Source organism: Streptomyces scabiei 87.22 (assembly GCF_000091305.1).
Taxonomy (GTDB): domain Bacteria; phylum Actinomycetota; class Actinomycetes; order Streptomycetales; family Streptomycetaceae; genus Streptomyces; species Streptomyces scabiei.
Window position 1 is genome coordinate 2,172,122 of the sequence record NC_013929.1, and the last position, 15,995, is coordinate 2,188,116.

Annotated in this window: 12 protein-coding genes; 5 read left to right on the forward strand and 7 right to left on the reverse strand. The window is 73.7% G+C overall.

Going from position 1 to position 15,995, the window contains the following annotated elements:
* Positions 1-190 precede the first annotated feature (190 nt).
* Genes SCAB_RS09095 through SCAB_RS09105 form a run of 3 tightly spaced genes read right to left on the reverse strand, consistent with a single transcriptional unit; the run spans position 191 to position 4,088 of the window.
* Positions 191-2,578 carry a xanthine dehydrogenase family protein molybdopterin-binding subunit gene (locus SCAB_RS09095; RefSeq protein WP_012999770.1) on the reverse strand — a complete coding sequence of 796 codons (2,388 nt, stop codon included), beginning with the start codon at positions 2,576-2,578 and terminating at the stop codon, positions 191-193.
* Between the two features lie 2 nt (positions 2,579-2,580).
* Positions 2,581-3,201, reverse strand: coding sequence for a (2Fe-2S)-binding protein (locus SCAB_RS09100; protein WP_037724181.1), 621 nt, complete (start codon positions 3,199-3,201; stop codon positions 2,581-2,583).
* Complete coding sequence (locus SCAB_RS09105) at positions 3,201-4,088, reverse strand: FAD binding domain-containing protein (protein WP_012999772.1); 888 nt, start codon at positions 4,086-4,088, stop codon at positions 3,201-3,203. The genes SCAB_RS09100 and SCAB_RS09105 overlap by 1 nt, the downstream gene beginning before the upstream one ends.
* Positions 4,089-4,430: 342 nt before the next feature.
* Here SCAB_RS09105 and SCAB_RS09110 point away from each other — a divergent pair, with 342 nt between their 5' ends.
* Positions 4,431-6,116 (forward strand): PucR family transcriptional regulator, encoded by a 1,686-nt coding sequence (locus tag SCAB_RS09110; RefSeq protein ID WP_012999773.1) that lies wholly within the window; start codon positions 4,431-4,433, stop codon positions 6,114-6,116.
* A 150-nt stretch (positions 6,117-6,266) separates the two neighbouring features.
* Positions 6,267-7,043: a hypothetical protein gene (locus SCAB_RS09115; RefSeq protein ID WP_037724290.1), complete on the forward strand. Its 777-nt coding sequence runs from the start codon at positions 6,267-6,269 to the stop codon at positions 7,041-7,043.
* 243 nt (positions 7,044-7,286) lie between these two features.
* On the opposite strand, the gene SCAB_RS09120 is transcribed toward SCAB_RS09115, so the two are convergent.
* Positions 7,287-8,177, reverse strand: a complete 891-nt coding sequence (locus tag SCAB_RS09120; protein ID WP_041668986.1) for a GntR family transcriptional regulator — start codon at positions 8,175-8,177, stop codon at positions 7,287-7,289.
* Between the two features lie 198 nt (positions 8,178-8,375).
* Here SCAB_RS09120 and SCAB_RS09125 point away from each other — a divergent pair, with 198 nt between their 5' ends.
* Together SCAB_RS09125 and SCAB_RS09130 are read left to right on the forward strand one after the other, a co-directional pair.
* The gene (locus tag SCAB_RS09125; RefSeq protein ID WP_049875672.1) at positions 8,376-9,242 is read left to right on the forward strand and encodes a (2Fe-2S)-binding protein; all 867 of its coding nucleotides are present in this window, start codon (positions 8,376-8,378) and stop codon (positions 9,240-9,242) included.
* Between the two features lie 335 nt (positions 9,243-9,577).
* Positions 9,578-10,636: a DUF2637 domain-containing protein gene (locus tag SCAB_RS09130; protein WP_012999777.1), complete on the forward strand. Its 1,059-nt coding sequence runs from the start codon at positions 9,578-9,580 to the stop codon at positions 10,634-10,636.
* Between the two features lie 150 nt (positions 10,637-10,786).
* Here the strand turns inward: SCAB_RS09130 and SCAB_RS09135 are convergent, their stop codons facing one another.
* Positions 10,787-11,281: an ATP-binding protein gene (locus tag SCAB_RS09135; RefSeq protein WP_046774269.1), complete on the reverse strand. Its 495-nt coding sequence runs from the start codon at positions 11,279-11,281 to the stop codon at positions 10,787-10,789.
* Between the two features lie 442 nt (positions 11,282-11,723).
* A complete protein-coding gene (locus SCAB_RS43710) occupies positions 11,724-13,781 on the reverse strand; it encodes a protein phosphatase 2C domain-containing protein (RefSeq protein WP_012999779.1) in 2,058 nt (685 codons plus the stop codon).
* 331 nt (positions 13,782-14,112) lie between these two features.
* On the opposite strand from SCAB_RS43710, the gene SCAB_RS09150 reads away from it, so the two are divergent.
* Positions 14,113-14,595: a DUF456 domain-containing protein gene (locus SCAB_RS09150; protein WP_012999780.1), complete on the forward strand. Its 483-nt coding sequence runs from the start codon at positions 14,113-14,115 to the stop codon at positions 14,593-14,595.
* Positions 14,596-14,734: 139 nt separating this feature from the next.
* Here the strand turns inward: SCAB_RS09150 and rsgA are convergent, their stop codons facing one another.
* Complete coding sequence (rsgA, locus tag SCAB_RS09155) at positions 14,735-15,844, reverse strand: ribosome small subunit-dependent GTPase A (RefSeq protein WP_012999781.1); 1,110 nt, start codon at positions 15,842-15,844, stop codon at positions 14,735-14,737.
* Between the last annotated feature and the right edge of the window lie 151 nt (positions 15,845-15,995).

Genomic DNA, 15,995 nt, shown 5'->3' on the forward strand with positions numbered 1-15,995 from the left:
ACGGTGGGGTGTGCGGGTGGGTTGCGTGGTCGGGTGCGGGTGGGTGGGGGCTGGACGCGCAGTTCCCCGCGCCCCTGAAAAGCAGGGGCTGGTCTTTTAGGGGCGCGGGGAACTGCGCGAGAAGCCCCACCGGGCCCGCGGTCGCCAAAGTTCCCGCACCCCCGAGCTCATACGCGCCCGGCGGCAACGACTACGCCGTGCCGGTCAGATGCTCCGGCCGCACCGGCGTCCGGTTCAACTCCAGCCCCGTCGCGGAGCGGATCGCCGCGAGGACGGCCGGCGTGGACGACAGGGTCGGGGCCTCGCCGACCCCCCGCAGCCCGTACGGCGCGTGGTCGTCGGCGAGTTCGAGCACGTCGACGGGGATGGTCGGCGTGTCGAGGATCGTGGGAATGAGGTAGTCCGTGAAGGACGGGTTGCGCACCTTCGCGGTCTTCGGGTCGACGATGATCTCCTCCATCACCGCGATGCCGAGCCCCTGCGTCGTACCGCCCTGGATCTGGCCCACCACGGAGAGCGGGTTGAGCGCCTTGCCGACGTCCTGGGCGCAGGCCAGTTCGACGACCTTGACCATGCCCAGCTCGGTGTCGACCTCGACGACCGCGCGGTGGGCGGCGAAGGAGTACTGGACGTGGCCGAACCCCTGCCCGGTGCGCAGGTCGAAGGGTTCGGTCGGCCGGTGCCGCCACTCCGCCTCCACCTCGACGGCCTCGTCACCGAGGACGTCCACGAGGTCGGCCAGCACCTCACCGCCGTCGGTGACGACCTTGCCGCCCTCCAGCACCAACTCGGCCGTGGCCCAGGCCGGGTGGAAGGAACCGAACCTGCGGCGCCCCAGCTCCAGCACCTTCTCCCGCACCAGCTCGCAGCTGTTGCGCACCGCGCCGCCCGTGACGTACGTCTGCCGGGACGCGGAGGTCGAGCCCGCCGAACCCACCTGGGTGTCGGCGGGGTTGATCGTCACCCGGGCGACGCCCAGTTCCGTGCGGGCGATCTGCGCGTGGACGGTGATGCCGCCCTGGCCGACCTCCGCCATGGCCGTGTGGACGGTGGCGACGGCTTCGCCGCCGACCACCTCCATCCGGACGCGGGCGGTGGAGTAGTCGTCGAAGCCCTCGGAGAAGCCGACGTTCTTGATGCCGACGGCGTAGCCGACGCCCCGGACGACCCCTTCGCCGTGTGTGGTGTTGGACAGGCCGCCCGGCAGCTGCCGTACGTCCGCGGCCTCGCCCGCCGTGAGCCACTGCTGCTCCGGCGGCAGGGGCATCGCCTTGACGCGGCGCAGGAGTTCGGCGACCGGCGCCGGGGAGTCCACCGGCTGGCCGGTCGGCAGGAGGGTGCCCTGCTCCATGGCGTTGATCTGCCGCAGCTCCACCGGGTCCATGCCGAGCTTCGCCGCCAGCTTGTCCATCTGCGCCTCGTAGGCGAAGCACGCCTGGACCGCGCCGAAGCCGCGCATCGCGCCGCAGGGCGGGTTGTTGGTGTAGAGGGCGATCGCCTCGATCTCGACGTCGTCGATCACGTACGGGCCCGCGCCGAGGGAGGCCGCGTTGCCGACGACGGCCGGGGAGGCGGAGGCGTAGGCGCCGCCGTCGAGGACGATGCGGGCCTTGAGGTGCGTGAGCCTGCCGTCGCGCGTGGCCCCGTGCTCGTAGTGCAGCTTGGCGGGGTGGCGGTGGACGTGCCCGAAGAAGGACTCGAAACGGTTGTAGACGATCTTCACGGGCTTGCCGGTGCGCAGGGCCAGCAGACAGGCGTGGATCTGCATCGACAGGTCCTCGCGGCCGCCGAAGGCTCCGCCGACCCCGGCCAGGGTCATGCGGACCTTGTCCTCGGGCAGGCCGAGGACGGGCGCGATCTGGCGCAGGTCGGAGTGGAGCCACTGGGTGGCGATGTAGAGGTCGACTCCGCCGTCCTCGGCGGGCACGGCGAGTCCGGACTCGGGGCCGAGGAACGCCTGGTCCTGCATGCCGAAGACGTACTCGCCCTCGACGATCACGTCCGCCCGCTTCCGGGCCGCCGCCACGTCGCCGCGGACGATCGGCTGGCGGTGGACGATGTTCGGGTGGGCGACGTGCGCGACATGGTGGTCGGAGCGGCCCTCGTGGACGAGGACGGCGTCCGGCGCCGTCGCGGAGGCCTCGTCGGTGACGACCGGCAGTTCGCGGTACTCCACCTTGATCTTGGCGGCGGCGCGGCGCGCGGTCTCCGGGTGGTCGGCGGCGACGATCGCGACGGGTTCACCGTGGTGGCGGACCTTGCCGTGCGCGAGGACCGGGGTGTCCTGGATCTCCAGGCCGTAGTTCCTGACGTCGGTCGGCAGGTCGTCGTAGGTCATGACGGCGTACACGCCGGGGGTGGCGAGGGCCTCGGCCGTGTCGATGGAGACGATCTCGGCGTGGGCGACCGTGGAGCGCAGGATCTGGCCCCAGAGCATGTCCTCGTGCCACATGTCGGAGGAGTACGCGAACTCGCCGGTGACCTTGAGGGTGCCGTCCGGGCGGAGCGTGGACTCGCCGATGCCGCCCTTGGTGCGGGAGCCCTGCGTGAGGTGGACGGGCAGGCCGGTGGTTCCCATGGTCAGACCCCTTCGGACTGCCGGGCGGCGGCCAGACGGACCGCGTCCATGATCTTCTCGTAGCCGGTGCAGCGGCACAGGTTGCCCGACAGCGCCTCGCGGATGTCCGCGTCGCTGGGGTTCGGGGTGCGCTCCAGCATCTCGTCGGCGGCGACGAGCAGGCCCGGCGTGCAGAAACCGCACTGCACGGCGCCGGCGTCGATGAACGCCTGCTGGATCGGAGAGAGGGTCGTGCGCGGAGAGACGCCGGTGCCCTCGCCGGTCTGCGCGTCGGTGCCCCCGGCGGCCCACCGCCGGGCCGAGTCGAGCGAGGTCCCGTCCGCGCCGGACGTACCGCACGCGCCCGGCGCGCAACCGCCGCGCGCGGCGCGCTGCTCGGCGAAGTCCGCCAGCCCCTCGACGGTGACGACCTCACGGCCCTCCACCTGGCCTGCGGCGACCAGGCACGAACACACCGGCACACCGTCCAGCCGGACGGTGCAGGAACCGCATTCGCCCTGCTCGCAGGCGTTCTTGGAACCGGGCAGGCCCAGGCGCTCCCGCAGCACGTACAGCAGGGACTCGCCCTCCCACACGTCGTCGGCTTCCTGGGGACGGCCGTTGACCGTGAAATGGACGCGCATCACGCAACTCCCTCGGTGGCGGCGGTGCCGCGGTAGGACTCCCAGGTCCACATCAGCGTGCGGCGGGCCATGACGCCGACCGCGTGGCGGCGGTAGCTCGCGGTGCCGCGGACGTCGTCGATCGGGTTGCACGCGCCGGCGCACAGGTCCGCGAACTGCTTGGCGACCGACGGGGTGATGATCCGGCCGTTGTCCCAGAAGCCGCCCTCGTCGAGCGCCGCGTTCAGGAACTCCTCGGCGGCCCTGGCCCGGACGGGGGTCGGCGCGGCCGAGCCGATGCCGGTCCGGACGGTCCGCGAGGACGGGTGGAGGGCGAGCCCGAAGGCGCACACGGCGATGACCATGGCGTTGCGGGTGCCGACCTTGGAGTACTGCTGGGGGCCGTCCGCCCTGTCGATGTGGACGGCGCGGATCAGCTCGTCCGGGGCGAGGGCGTTGCGCTTGACGCCGGTGTAGAAGTCGTCGATGGGGATGAGCCGGGTGCCGCGTACGGACTCGGCCTCCACCTGGGCGCCCGCCGCGAGGAGGGCCGGGTGGGCGTCGCCGGCCGGGGAGGCGGTGCCGAGGTTGCCGCCGACGCCGCCGCGGTTGCGGATCTGCGGGGAGGCGACCGTGTGCGAGGCCAGGGCGAGGCCGGGCAGCTCGGTACGGAGGTTCTCCATGATCCGGGTGTAGGGGACGGACGCGCCGAGGCGGACCGTGTCCTCGCCGGTCTCCCACTCGGAGAGTTCGCCGATCCGGTTCAGGTCGAGCAGGTGTGTGGGCCGGCGGTGGTCGAAGTTGATCTCGACCATCACGTCAGTGCCGCCGGCGATCGGCACAGCGGTGGGGTGCTCGGCCTTCGCGGCGAGCGCCTCCTCCCAGCTGGCGGGGCGAAGGAAGTCCATGTGACCGGCTCTCTTCATTCGTCTGTGTCGTTCTCTTTGAGCCAGATCGTGTGCGGCGGGCCCGGCTCTTCCGTGGGCTGTTCACGTGTGGTGTGTCTCAGTACACAGCGCCCGCCGGGCCCCGGTCAGTCACGGAAAACATGAAGGAGTTGGCTGGCCAAGGGGCGCATCTTGTAGATTCGTATGAACGTAGGCCGTCAGCAACCTCTGCGTTTTCGGCTGGAAACATCCCGCACACATGCGGGGTTCCCGGCCTCCACGACCACCCTCCTCCGGAAGCCCCGGACCTGCTTCCCGGGCGAACCGGACGTTGTTTTCTAGACAAGAACGGCGGCGACGAGAATGCGGCTGCGCGCACTGCTGGACACCGACGCGCTGGGTCTGCGGCTGCTCGGCGGCGGGGACGAGCTGGACCGCACCGTGCGCGGTGTGATGACCACCGACCTCAGGGACCCCAGCCGCTACCTCTCGGGCGGCGAGCTGGTGCTCACCGGCCTGGCCTGGCGCCGCGACGCCGCCGACTCCGAGCCCTTCGTACGGCTGCTGGCCGGCGCCGGGGTGGCGGCGCTGGCGGCCGGGGAGGCCGAGCTGGGCGACATTCCGGAGGACCTCGTCGTGGCCTGCGCCCGGCACCGGCTCCCGCTCTTCGCGGTCCACGAGTCGGTGGCCTTCGCGACGATCACCGAGCACGTCGTACGGCAGGTCTCCGGCGAACGCGCCGGGGACCTGGCGGCGGTGGTGGACCGGCACCGCCGGATGATGACCTCGGGCCCCGCGGGCGGCGGCCCGGACGTGGTGCTGGACCTGCTGGGCTCGGACCTGGACCTGCGTGCCTGGGTGCTCTCCCCCACCGGCCGGCTCGTCGCGGGCCCCGAGGACGGCGGGCCCGCCCTGCCCGCGGAGCTGCGCGCGCGGCTGGCCGCCGAGCACCTCGCGGCGACCCGCACGGGACGCCGGGGACCCCACCGCGTGGCCGTCGGCACCACCACGTACTCGCTCTTCCCGGTCGGCGGCGCGGGCCGCGGCACGGACCCCGGCGGGGCCGCCGCACGCGACGAGCGTGCGGCCGCGCTGTCCGAGTGGATCCTCGCGGTCGAGGCCGACGCCGGGGACTGGCCGGCCGAGCGGCTCGACCTGCTGTACGGCGTCACCCAGCTGATCGCGGTCGAGCGCGACCGGCGCGACGCGGCGCGTACGGTACGGCGCCGGCTCGCGCAGGAGGTCCTGGAGCTGGTGCAGGCGGGGGCGGCCCCGGCCGAGATCGCGGCCCGGCTGCGGGTGGCCGCGCCGGTGCTGCTGCCCGGCCTCGGGTCGGCCCCGCACTGGCAGATCGTCGTGGCCCGCCTCGACCGGGACGGCGACGGGGCCGACGGCGGCCCGGTCACCCAGGCGCTGCTGGAGGAGATCCTCGTCGACCCCCTGGCGACGGGGTCCGAGCCCTCGGACCGTATCGCCGTCGCCCACACGAGTGAGGAGGCCGTCGCCCTCGTCCCGCTCCCCGCGCTCGCCTCGGGGCCCGACGGCACGGAACCCGGCATCCACGCCGACACGCTCCTCACCGCCGTACGGGACCCGCTGGCCGCCGGACTCGACGACGACGGACGGCTCACCCTCGGCGTGAGCGCGGCCGTGCACTCGGCGGAGGGCCTGCGCGGCGCCCTGGAGGAGGCACGGCACGCCCGCCGGGTGGCGGCGGCCCGCTCCGGCCGGGTGTGCGCGGCGGGCCACCAGGAGCTGGCGTCGCACGTGCTGCTGCTGCCCTTCGTCCCCGACGACGTGCGCCGCGCCTTCACGGCCCGGCTGCTGGACCCCCTGCGCGACTACGACCGGCGGCACCGCGCCGAGCTGATTCCCACCCTGGAGGCGTTCCTGGAGTGCGACGGCTCCTGGACGCGCTGCGCCGCGCGGCTCCACCTGCACGTCAACACGCTGCGCTACCGGGTGGGCCGCATCGAGCAGTTGACGGGACGGGACCTCTCCCGGCTGGAGGACAAACTGGACTTCTTCCTGGCCCTGCGCATGAGCTGAGGCGATGGGGTGGTGGGCGAAGATCCAAGTGCGCCGTCCGCACCCCATGACTTTGTGAATTCCTTCACCCACCCCCTTGGCCGGGCGCCGGAATCCGTGCTGAGATGCGGCCACCACTCAAAGCTCAAGGGCGTGCTCGGGGAGGGCAACGTGGCGCATACCGCCATGTCTGGTAACGGAACGACCGCCGGTGACGATCCACTCCAGACCGCGGTATGGCGGCTGCGCTCACGCGCGTGCTGGGTCGACGCGGCAGCCCTGATCGAGCCCGACACCCCGCAGGCCGCGCTGCAGCGGACCTCGCTGCTCGTCGAACGCTGCCTCTACACCGAGCAGGGCTGGGAGGAGGCCGAGGACGCGCTGCGCACGGCCGAGGCGCAGGCCCGCACCGACGACGAGCGGGGCGCCGCGGCCTGCGAGCGGGGGCAACTGGCGTACGCGGCCACGCTGCTGCGGGTCCGGGACCGCGCCGACGAGGCGCGGGCCGCGCTCGGCCGGGCGGCGGCCCTGATCGCTCCCGGGGCGCCCGGCCGGGCCCTGCTGGACTTCCGGCGGGGCGTCCTCGCCGAGAACCTGGCCCGCTCCCCGCAGGCCGCCCGCGCGGCCTACCGCCGGGCCCACGCCGGTGCCACCGCCCACGAGGACCTGCTGCTGCAGTCCTTCACCTGGCGTCACCTCGCCGGGCTCGCCCTGCGGGACGGCGAGCTGGCCGAGGCGCGGCACGGCTTCGCCGAATCCCTGCGCATTCGGGAGGAGTTGGGCTATCTGGTCGGCACCGCCCCGGCGCTCGTCGCCCTCGCGGAGACCGAGTCCGAACCGGAGGCGTCCCGGCTCCGCGAGGAGGCGGGGCGGTTGTTCCGGCTGCTCGGCGGCGTACCGACGTGGCTGGCCCGGCAGTTGGCGCCACCGCCGGCCGCGACGGCTTGAGGGGGCGGGGGCGGTTTCGGGGTGGTGGGGTGCGTGGTCGGGTGCGGCTGGGTGGGGGCTGATCGCGCAGTTCCCCGCGCCCTCAAAGGCCCAGGCCCTGCGGGCCTGAAAGGCCAAACGGCCCTGCGGCCTGAAAGCCAACGGCCCTGCGGGCCTGAAAAGCATGGGGCGCAGCCCCTGCTTTTCAGGGGCGCGGGGAACTGCGCGACCAGCCCCCACCGGGCCCGCGGTCGCCGGCGCGGCCTAGCCCGCCACCCCGAAGTGCTTCTCCACCAGACAGCACGCCGCTTCCAGATCCTCCGCCACCAACGCGTCCAGCAGCGCGATGTGCTCCGCCGCGTCGGCCATCAACTCGACCCGGCCCCCGCTCCCGACCTCACCCGAACGCCCGGCCCCCAGGGGGAGTTGCGTACGCCGGTGCAGATCGTCCGTGATCTGCAGAAGCTGCTCGTTCCCGGCCAGCCCCAGCACCCCCCGGTGGAAGGCCCGGTCCGCGTCCCCGTACGTGGCCCGGCACCCGGAGGACGCGGCGCGGGCCGTCTCGTCGGCGAGCGGCCGCAGTTCGCCCCAGCGGTCCGCCGGCACCGTGCGCGCGAGCCGCAGCACCACCGGCACCTGCAGCAGCGCCCGCACCTCGGCCAGCTCGGCCAGCTCCCGGGCGCCCCGCCGTACGACGCGGAACCCCCGGTTGGGCACGACCTCGACCGCGCCCTCGATGGCCAGTTGCTGCATCGCCTCGCGCACGGGGGTCGCGGAGACCCCGAACCGCTCGCCCAGCGCGGGCGCCGAGTACACCTCACCCGGCGTCAGCTCGCCGCCCGCGAGCGCGGCCCGCAGCGCGTCGAGGATCTGCCCCCGCACGGAGGCCCGCTGGACGACGGGGCGCCCGGGCGTACGCGGCAGCGGGATGGGGGTCTCGCTGTGGGTGTGCTCGCCACGGACCGTGTCGGCGACGATGCCGGTGTCGCGGCGCACCGCGGCCGGTCCGCCGCCGTCGGCCGCGATGCCCCGCTCCCGGTCGACGTCCGCGACGCCGGGCTGCACGGGCACGCGGTAGGCCGACGCGGGGCGCGCGGCGGTGGCCTCCGGTGCACGCGGGGTGGCCTGACGCGAGCGCGGTCCGGCCTGCTCCACGGGTCCTCCTGCGAGCCGAGTCGTGTGTCGAGTGGTCGAGCAGCGCGGCCCGCCGGGGTACATCGGGGCGCTTAGGTCACTACTGGGGTTGTTACCGGTCGTAAAGCACCATAGGCGCACATGCCCTCAGTTCAAACCTCGACCACCTCGGGTAAGGTAAGCCTTACCTGGCAGCGACGGTGAAACGGTGGTCCCCGTATGCCCCTCTCAGCTCCGGCACCGGCCCCGGCTTCCCGTACGTCGCCGCTGACGGCGGCGTACGCCCGTCTGACCGAGGTCCTGCCGATGGTGAGCGTGACAGAACTCTCCCCCATGGAGCCGCTGCCCGACGGCGAGGGGTGGGTGTCCGCCGCCGGACTCGCGGCGGCCGGAGCCGAGCTGGACGCCTTCCTCGCCTGGGACGAGGCGCAGATCCGCAGGGACCACGGCCGCGAGGGGCGCCCGGACGTGGTGGCGGCCTTCGGGCTGCACCGGTACGCCTGGTACGCCTGCCTCCTGTTCACCGTCCCCTGGTTCCTGCTGCGCCGGGTGCCCCGGTTCCCCGCCGGGGAGGTGGCGTTCCACCGCGAGGAGAGCCGGCTGGCGGTGCGCGGCGGCACGTTCGTCTGTCTGCCGGGCGATCCGGCGGCCGGCGAGCCGGGCGCACGGGTGGTGCCGGACGAGGAGGCGCTGCGGGCCGAGGTGCGGGCGGCGTTCGCCGAGCACATAGAGCCGGTACTCGGCGGCTTCGGTCCCCGGATGCGGCGGCGCGGGCGGGCGCTGTGGGGCATGGCGACCGACGAGATCGTCGAGGGGATCTGGTACGTCTCCGAACTCCTGGGCGCCGACGAGCAGGAGCGCTGCCGGCGCGAGCTGGAACTGCTGCTGCCGGGTGCGACGCGGCCCTACGTGGGCGCCGCCGGCTTCCGCGAACTGACCGGCCCCGGCGGCGAGTCGCTGCCCACCCGGGACCGGGCGAGCTGCTGCATGTTCTACACGCTGGCCCCGCAGGACACCTGCGTCACCTGCCCGCGCACCTGCGAGGCGGACCGCCTCGGCAAACTGACGGCCGCCTCCACCAGTTGACGGACCCTCACGGGACGGGGATGCTTCTCACCGGGCGACCCCCCGGTGATCGCCCGCGGCAGGTGCCGTAAGATCAACTCCGGGTGGGCCCCCGTTTGATTACAGGTAGTTCACAAGTTCCTCACTTGCCGCAGGAACTTTCCGTTGAACCACTCGAACGGGTAATCTCACTCGCACTCTACTCCCGTCCCTCGCGCGGTAGTTCGAGCAGAATGCCGCCTGGCGTCACTCATTGCACTTCCTTGGCGGTCTCTTGCCCCGAAACCCTCTGAGGGCCGCGAGGATTGGGCCACTATGGCGGGCGTTACGCCCTATCCCAATGCAAGGGACCCCTGATGAGATTGACCGACATATCGCTGAACTGGCTGCTTCCGGGCGCCGTACTGCTCCTGGGGATGCTGGCGGCGATTGCGGTGCTCGCGCGCGGCAAGCGCTCCGGGGAGCACGCGAAGACCGAGGATTCCTGGGAACGCAGCGAGGAGCGTCGCAGGCGCAAGGAGAGCCTCTACGGTCTCTTCTCCTACATCCTCCTCTTCTGCTGTGCCGCGGTCGCCGCCGCGCTCTCCTTCCGCGGTCTGGTCGGCTTCGGTGAGCAGAACCTCGGTCTCACTGACGGCTGGCAGTACCTGGTTCCGTTCGGCCTGGACGGCGCCGCCATGTTCTGCTCGGTGCTCGCGGTGCGCGAGGCCAGCCACGGTGACGCGGCCCTCGGCTCCCGGATACTCGTGTGGACGTTCGCCGGCGCCGCGGCCTGGTTCAACTGGGTGCACGCGCCCCGGGGTCTCGGCCACGACGGCGCCCCGCAGTTCTTCGCCGGCATGTCCCTGTCCGCCGCGGTGCTGTTCGACCGCGCGCTGAAGCAGACCCGCCGGGCCGCGCTGCGCGAGCAGGGCCTCGTGCCGCGCCCGCTGCCGCAGATCCGCGTGGTCCGCTGGCTGCGGGCCCCGCGCGAGACGTACAGGGCCTGGTCGCTGATGCTCCTGGAGGGCGTGCGCAGCCTGGACGAGGCCGTGGACGAGGTGCGCGAGGACAAGCGGATGAAGGAGGAGAACCGGTCGCGCAAGCGCGAGCAGGAGCGTCTGGAGCGCGCCCACCTCAAGGCGATCAGCCGCGGCCACCGGGGTCTGCCCGGTCGTGGCGGCGGTGGCGGTGGCGGCGGCCAGCGCCAGGTGGACACCACCGTGGAGCGTGTACCCGCGGCCCAGGTGGCCTCGGAGCCTGCCATATCGACGCCGGAGCAGCTGCCCGTGCGCTCGCGTCCGTCCCTGCAGCCCGTGCGCAACGCTGACAAGTCACTCACCGTCGACCTCACCGCCGAGGACGACACCATGGCCCTGCCGCGACTGGACTCCCTGGAGCGCAAGCTCAAGGACCTGGAGCAGCAGTTCGGCTGAGCACGAACGAGGGCTCGAACGAGGAGCCACACATCGGACAGGGGCGCGGCAGGAAGCCGCGCCCCTGTCCGTTTCATGCATCGACCGTTCATGCATCGACCGTTCAGACATCGATCGTTCAGGGATCGCCCGTTTCGGGCATCGCCCGGCTCACGTCGAGGGGGCCGTCAGCCCGCCGTCGAGGTCGAACCACACCGCCTTGCCCACCCCGTGGGGCCGTACTCCCCAGGCGTCGGCGAGGGCCTGGACGAGGAAGAGGCCGCGTCCGCCGGTGCTCTCGTCGCCGTTCGGCACTCTCGGTCTGGGCCTGCGTCCCACGAAGTCCCGGACCTCCACGTGGAGTCCGCTCGGTGAGACCGTCGCCGTCAGCACCGCGTCGTGGTCGGTGTGGATGAGTGCGTTGGTGACCAGCTCGCTCGTCAGCAGCTCCGCGATCTCCGATCGTTCCGGCCGGCCCCACTGCCGCAGCAGTTCCCGCAGGGCCCTGCGGGCCTCGGGCACGGCCTTCAGGTCCGCCCGCCCCAGAGTGCGCTCCAACTGCTCGGCGTCGGCCTTGTCCATCGGGTCGCCGACCGCATCCTCCACCGTCTCTGCCGAGGTGGCCCCTGTCGCCACGGGACCGCTCCCTCGTGCCTGCCTCTTCATGACCCCCGCCCACGCGCCGATGACGATTCCCCCCTGTTCCGAACACGTACACGGGGATCCATGCCCCGTCCGGATCGCGGCACTCATGTCGAATCGTCAACGACCCTCCGTACGCTTTCAAACGCACAGGGTCAAGCCAGCCGTCACGCGCCGTGAGAGCGCTTGTTCCCTCCCGAAACCCGTCCACGGTCCGCCGGACCCGGCCCCGCCGCACGTCCGGCACCGCGCGCCCGGGGCGGCGGACCGACGCAACCGCCCATGCGGGGGCACGGATCCGGCCGCCGCGCACCGGGAGACGGCCACCTCCCGCACACCGCGCTCCCCGCCCGAACCGGCCACCCGGCTCGATGATGTTGATTGGCCGGAAACCTGCGCCGGAACGGGCCACCACCGCAGGGGGCGCGGCCGATCGACGCCCCTTGTGCGGCGGGCGGGTGGGCCGTCACGCCTCCCACACGGCGGCGGCCGTACGGTCGTCCGCGTAACCCTTGACCCTGACCTGGGCGTCGGCGAGGAAGGCGGCGAGACCGGGTGGCTCGCCCGCCCCCCAGCGCGAGGCCAGATGATCGGCGAGCGGCGCCTCTCCCCGCAGGGGTTCGGCCAGACCGCTGCTGCACAGGAGCAGGACATCCTCCTCCCGGGCCACGGACGCCCGGAAGCGGAAGGGTTCACGGGGGGGCGCGGGAGCGGGTTCGTACGGGCTCGGGGGTGTCGTGATGCCGAGGTCCATGGTGAGGCGGTCGCCCTCGGGGGTCTCGTGCGGCAGCGAGCCGAAGCCGAGCACCGGCGCGCCGGCCGAGTCGGCGACCCGGGGCTCTATGTCCTGCCACTCCCCGTCCCGCAGCCGGAACAGCCCGCCGGCACCCACCCCGAAGAACACACGGGTACGGCACCGGGGATCGGCCGGGATCAGCAGGCAGCGCAGGCTCGCCGTGTACTCCTCCGGGTCGAGCCCCTGTTCGACCGCGCCGGCGCGCAGTCTGCCGAGGCTGCGGTCGGTGAGCCGGTGCAGCCCGGACTTGAGGTCACCGCGCCGGGCCGCGCGGATGTCCTCCACCAGCCGTGCGTGGCTCAGCCCGACGGCCCGCCCGATCCACCGGCACGCCTCCGCCGCCGCGCGGTGCGCACCCGGTGTGGCGCGGGCGCCGGTCGCCATGGCCACCAGGACCAGTGCCTGTTCGCCGAGACCGAAGCGGGCGGTGAGGAGCGCGTCGCGTCGCGGCTCGCCCCGGTAGCGCGCCGAATCGCCGCGCAGCGACGCGGCACGCAGGGTGCACGCCCCGTAGCGCGCGCCGTCCAGCACCGTGTCCGCGACCAGGTCCCCGAGATCCTCCGGGTCCGCCGGCGGCAAGGTGGTCGGCTCGGCGTCGTAGGTGGGCGGCCCCGACCCCACGTAGTCGACCCGGACGCGCTGACCCCCGGTGACCGGCATGACCTCCTGCTCCTGGAGGGTGGGGGGCCGGGCGTCGGACGGTCCGGCCGGGGAGGCGGCCGTCGGGCTCACGGCGGACGCTCCGCCCGGAGACCGCTGCGCGGGCGCACGCCGCCAGGGCGCGACCGTGCGTACGCCCGGCGGGGTGGGCCCGGACGGGAAGGTCACCGGCCCGGACGGCTGTGCCGTCGGCGACTCCCAGGGCGCACGCCGCGAGACGAGCCCGCCGTGCCGACGGGGGTCCTGGGCGGGGGCGGGGGGCGCCGGAGGAGGCACACGGTCGGGGGGCAGGGTGGGAGCCGGGGGCGGAGGGGCATGGGAGGGGACCGGAGGCGCGGGCGCGTGGTCCGGGACCGGGGGCGCAGGCGCGTGGTCGGGAGGCGGAGGGGTGCGGTCGGGAGGCGTCGTGGGGCCGAGGTTCGGGGTGGCGCCGGGGTGCGAGGGCGGGGACGAGGGTGCGAGGGGAACCGTGTGCTCGTCCTGATCGCTCCCGCCCTCCCCGCCCCGGGACCCGGACGACCGGCTCTGGGGCGGCACCCTGTCCGTGTGCGGGACCGGGGTGCGGCCGGTGGGCTGCGGGGCCACGCCCGTGGATCCCCTGGTCGTGTCGGGGTCGGTGCCCGGCCCGCCCGGGCGTCCGTCGGACCCGCCGCGGGACGCGCTCCTCGCGGCCGACGTGCCCGGCACGGCCGCCCAGGCACCGGAGGTGCCCGGTACGGCCCCCCAGGCACCCCGCGCGCCCGTGGCCCTCGGCGCGTCCGCGGGACCGGCCGGGTCCGGCGATCCCGAGACTTCCGGCGATCCCGAGGGCCCTGGCGCCCCCGACGTCCCCCGCGATCCAGCGGCACCTGTCGCCCCTGGCGCCCCTGGCGTCCCCGACACGTCCGGCACGTCCGGCGCGCCGTCCGGTGTCTCCGGCGACTCCCCGACCGTGTCCGCCGCCGAGGCGAAGCGGTCGTCGAGGGAATCGGCCGCGACCGAGGGGCCGGTGTCCCCGTTGGTGTCGTCGTACAACTGCCGCCACCAGTCGTCCTCGTGACCGGTGGGCCTCTCCCCCTGCTGGCTCATGCCCTTGATTGTCCACCTCCGGAGCCGTATGAAAACGGGGCATCCGGAAAATCAGCCTGCGGAGCCGACGACCACGCGGCGTGTCGGACTACCCGTCGAACTCCGGTGCGAGGCAAGGGAGTCAGGGGGCCGGTGGGACGGGGGCGCCGAGGGACCGCCGGGCGATGCCGCCCCGGTCGGCCCCCGTGTACCGGATGCTCCTGTGATTCCGCCATGGGGACTGTGTCCCTCGGTCGCCGGCCGGGGCGGGACCTCGCCGTCGGGCCCGGTGGTGGCCCGGGACCGGCCTGCCTGACCTGCGCTTTCGGGCGGGGTCCTGCACCCTGGGCAGATGGGAGTGTGGGAACTCCTGCTGGTCGCGGTGGTGCTGCTGCTCGGCCTGTGCGGAGTGCTGGTGCCCGGCGTGCCGGGGTCCTGGCTGGTGTGGGCCGGGGTCATGTGGTGGGCTCTGGAGGACCCCCGGCCCGCCGCCTGGTGGGTGCTGGTCGGCTCCACCGTCGTACTGCTGGCGTCCTGGGCGGTCCGCTGGGGCCTGCCGCCCCGTCGCCTGACCGAGAGCGGGGCCACCCCCCGCATGGGCGTGTACGCGGGCTCCGGCGCCTTCCTCGGCTTCGTACTGCTCCCGGTGCTCGGCGCGATCCCCGGCTTCGTCGGCGGTATCTACCTCTCCGAACGGCTGCGTCTGGGCCGTCACGGGGCCGCGAAGGCCGCCACCCGCACGGCGATGCGCGCGGGCGGGTCGAGCGTCCTGACGGAACTCTTCGCGTGCCTGCTGGTGGCGGGGGCGTGGGTGGGCGTGGTGGTCGGGAACTGAGCCGGGTCCGAGCCGCCCGGACCCGGACCCGGGCCCGCCCCGCTCCGCCGAGGAGGAGTCGCCAGGCGGCCCCTCCCCCCTCTCGTGCCGGGCGGGCGGGGCCGCGCGACGGGCCCCGCTCAGCCGCCCGCCGGGACGGTCAGCGCAGACCACCCCGCTTCGCCTCCATGGCCGCGCGGCCCTCGGCGTGCTTGCGCTTCCAGTCCTTCCGGATCTCGGCCCGCACCCGCGCGTCGCTCTTGGCGACGATCCGCTGGTTCTCGCGGAGCAGCTTGCGGTAGCTGTCGAGCCGCCGCTCGGGCAGTTCACCGGACTCGACCGCGCCGAGGACCGCGCAGCCGGGTTCGGCGATGTGCGCGCAGTCGTGGAAGCGGCAGTCGGCGGCGAGGGCCTCGATCTCGGCGAAGACCTGCCCGACCCCGCTCTCGGCGTCCCAGAGGCCGACGCCGCGCAGCCCGGGGGTGTCGATCAGGACGCCGCCGCCGGGCAGGGCGAGGAGGTTGCGGGTGGTGGTGGTGTGCCGTCCCTTGCCGTCCACGTCGCGGATGGCCTGGACGTCCATCACGTTCTCGCCGAGCAGCGCGTTGGCGAGGGTCGACTTGCCGGCGCCGGACTGCCCGAGCAGGACGGAGGTCCCGCCGGAGAGCACCGCGGCGAGGACGTCGAGGCCCTCACCGTGAGCGGAACTGACCGCCAGCACGGCGACGCCGGGCGCGACGGTCTCCACGTCCTGCACGAGGTGCGCCAGCGTGGCGGCGTCCGGCACGAGGTCGGCCTTGGTGAGCACGACCACCGGTTGCGCCCCGGACTCCCAGGCCAGCGCGAGGAACCGTTCGACGCGTCCGAGGTCGAGTTCCACGGCGAGCGAGACGGCGACCACCGCGTGGTCGACGTTGGCCGCGAGGATCTGTCCCTCGGCGCGCTTGGAGGAGGTGGAGCGTACGAAGGCACTGCGGCGGGGCAGGCAGGTGCGGACGTACCGCGGGTCGCCCGCGGGTTCCACGGCCACCCAGTCGCCCGTGCACACCACCCGCAGCGGGTCGTGGGGGGTGACGAAGGCGGTGTCGGCCCGCAGCAGACCGGCCGGGGTGACGACGTCGCACTGACCTCGGTCGACCCGGACGACACGGCCGGGCAGGAGTCCCTGCTCGGCGTGGACGGCGAACTCCGCTTCCCAGCCCTCGTCCCAGCCGTACAGGGCGAGCGGGTGCGGGGAGATGGAGGAAGCCGAGAAAGAGAGGTGATTCAAGGGAAACCCTTCACAAGGGCGGCCCCGGCGGCACGCGTGTGCGCGCTGTGGTGGGAAAGGTCAGCCGGAGGCCACGGAGGTGGAGTGGATGATCTTCTGGTTGCGGGCAGCACCCATCACAGAGACAGCCATCGGTCACACCTCCCGTTTC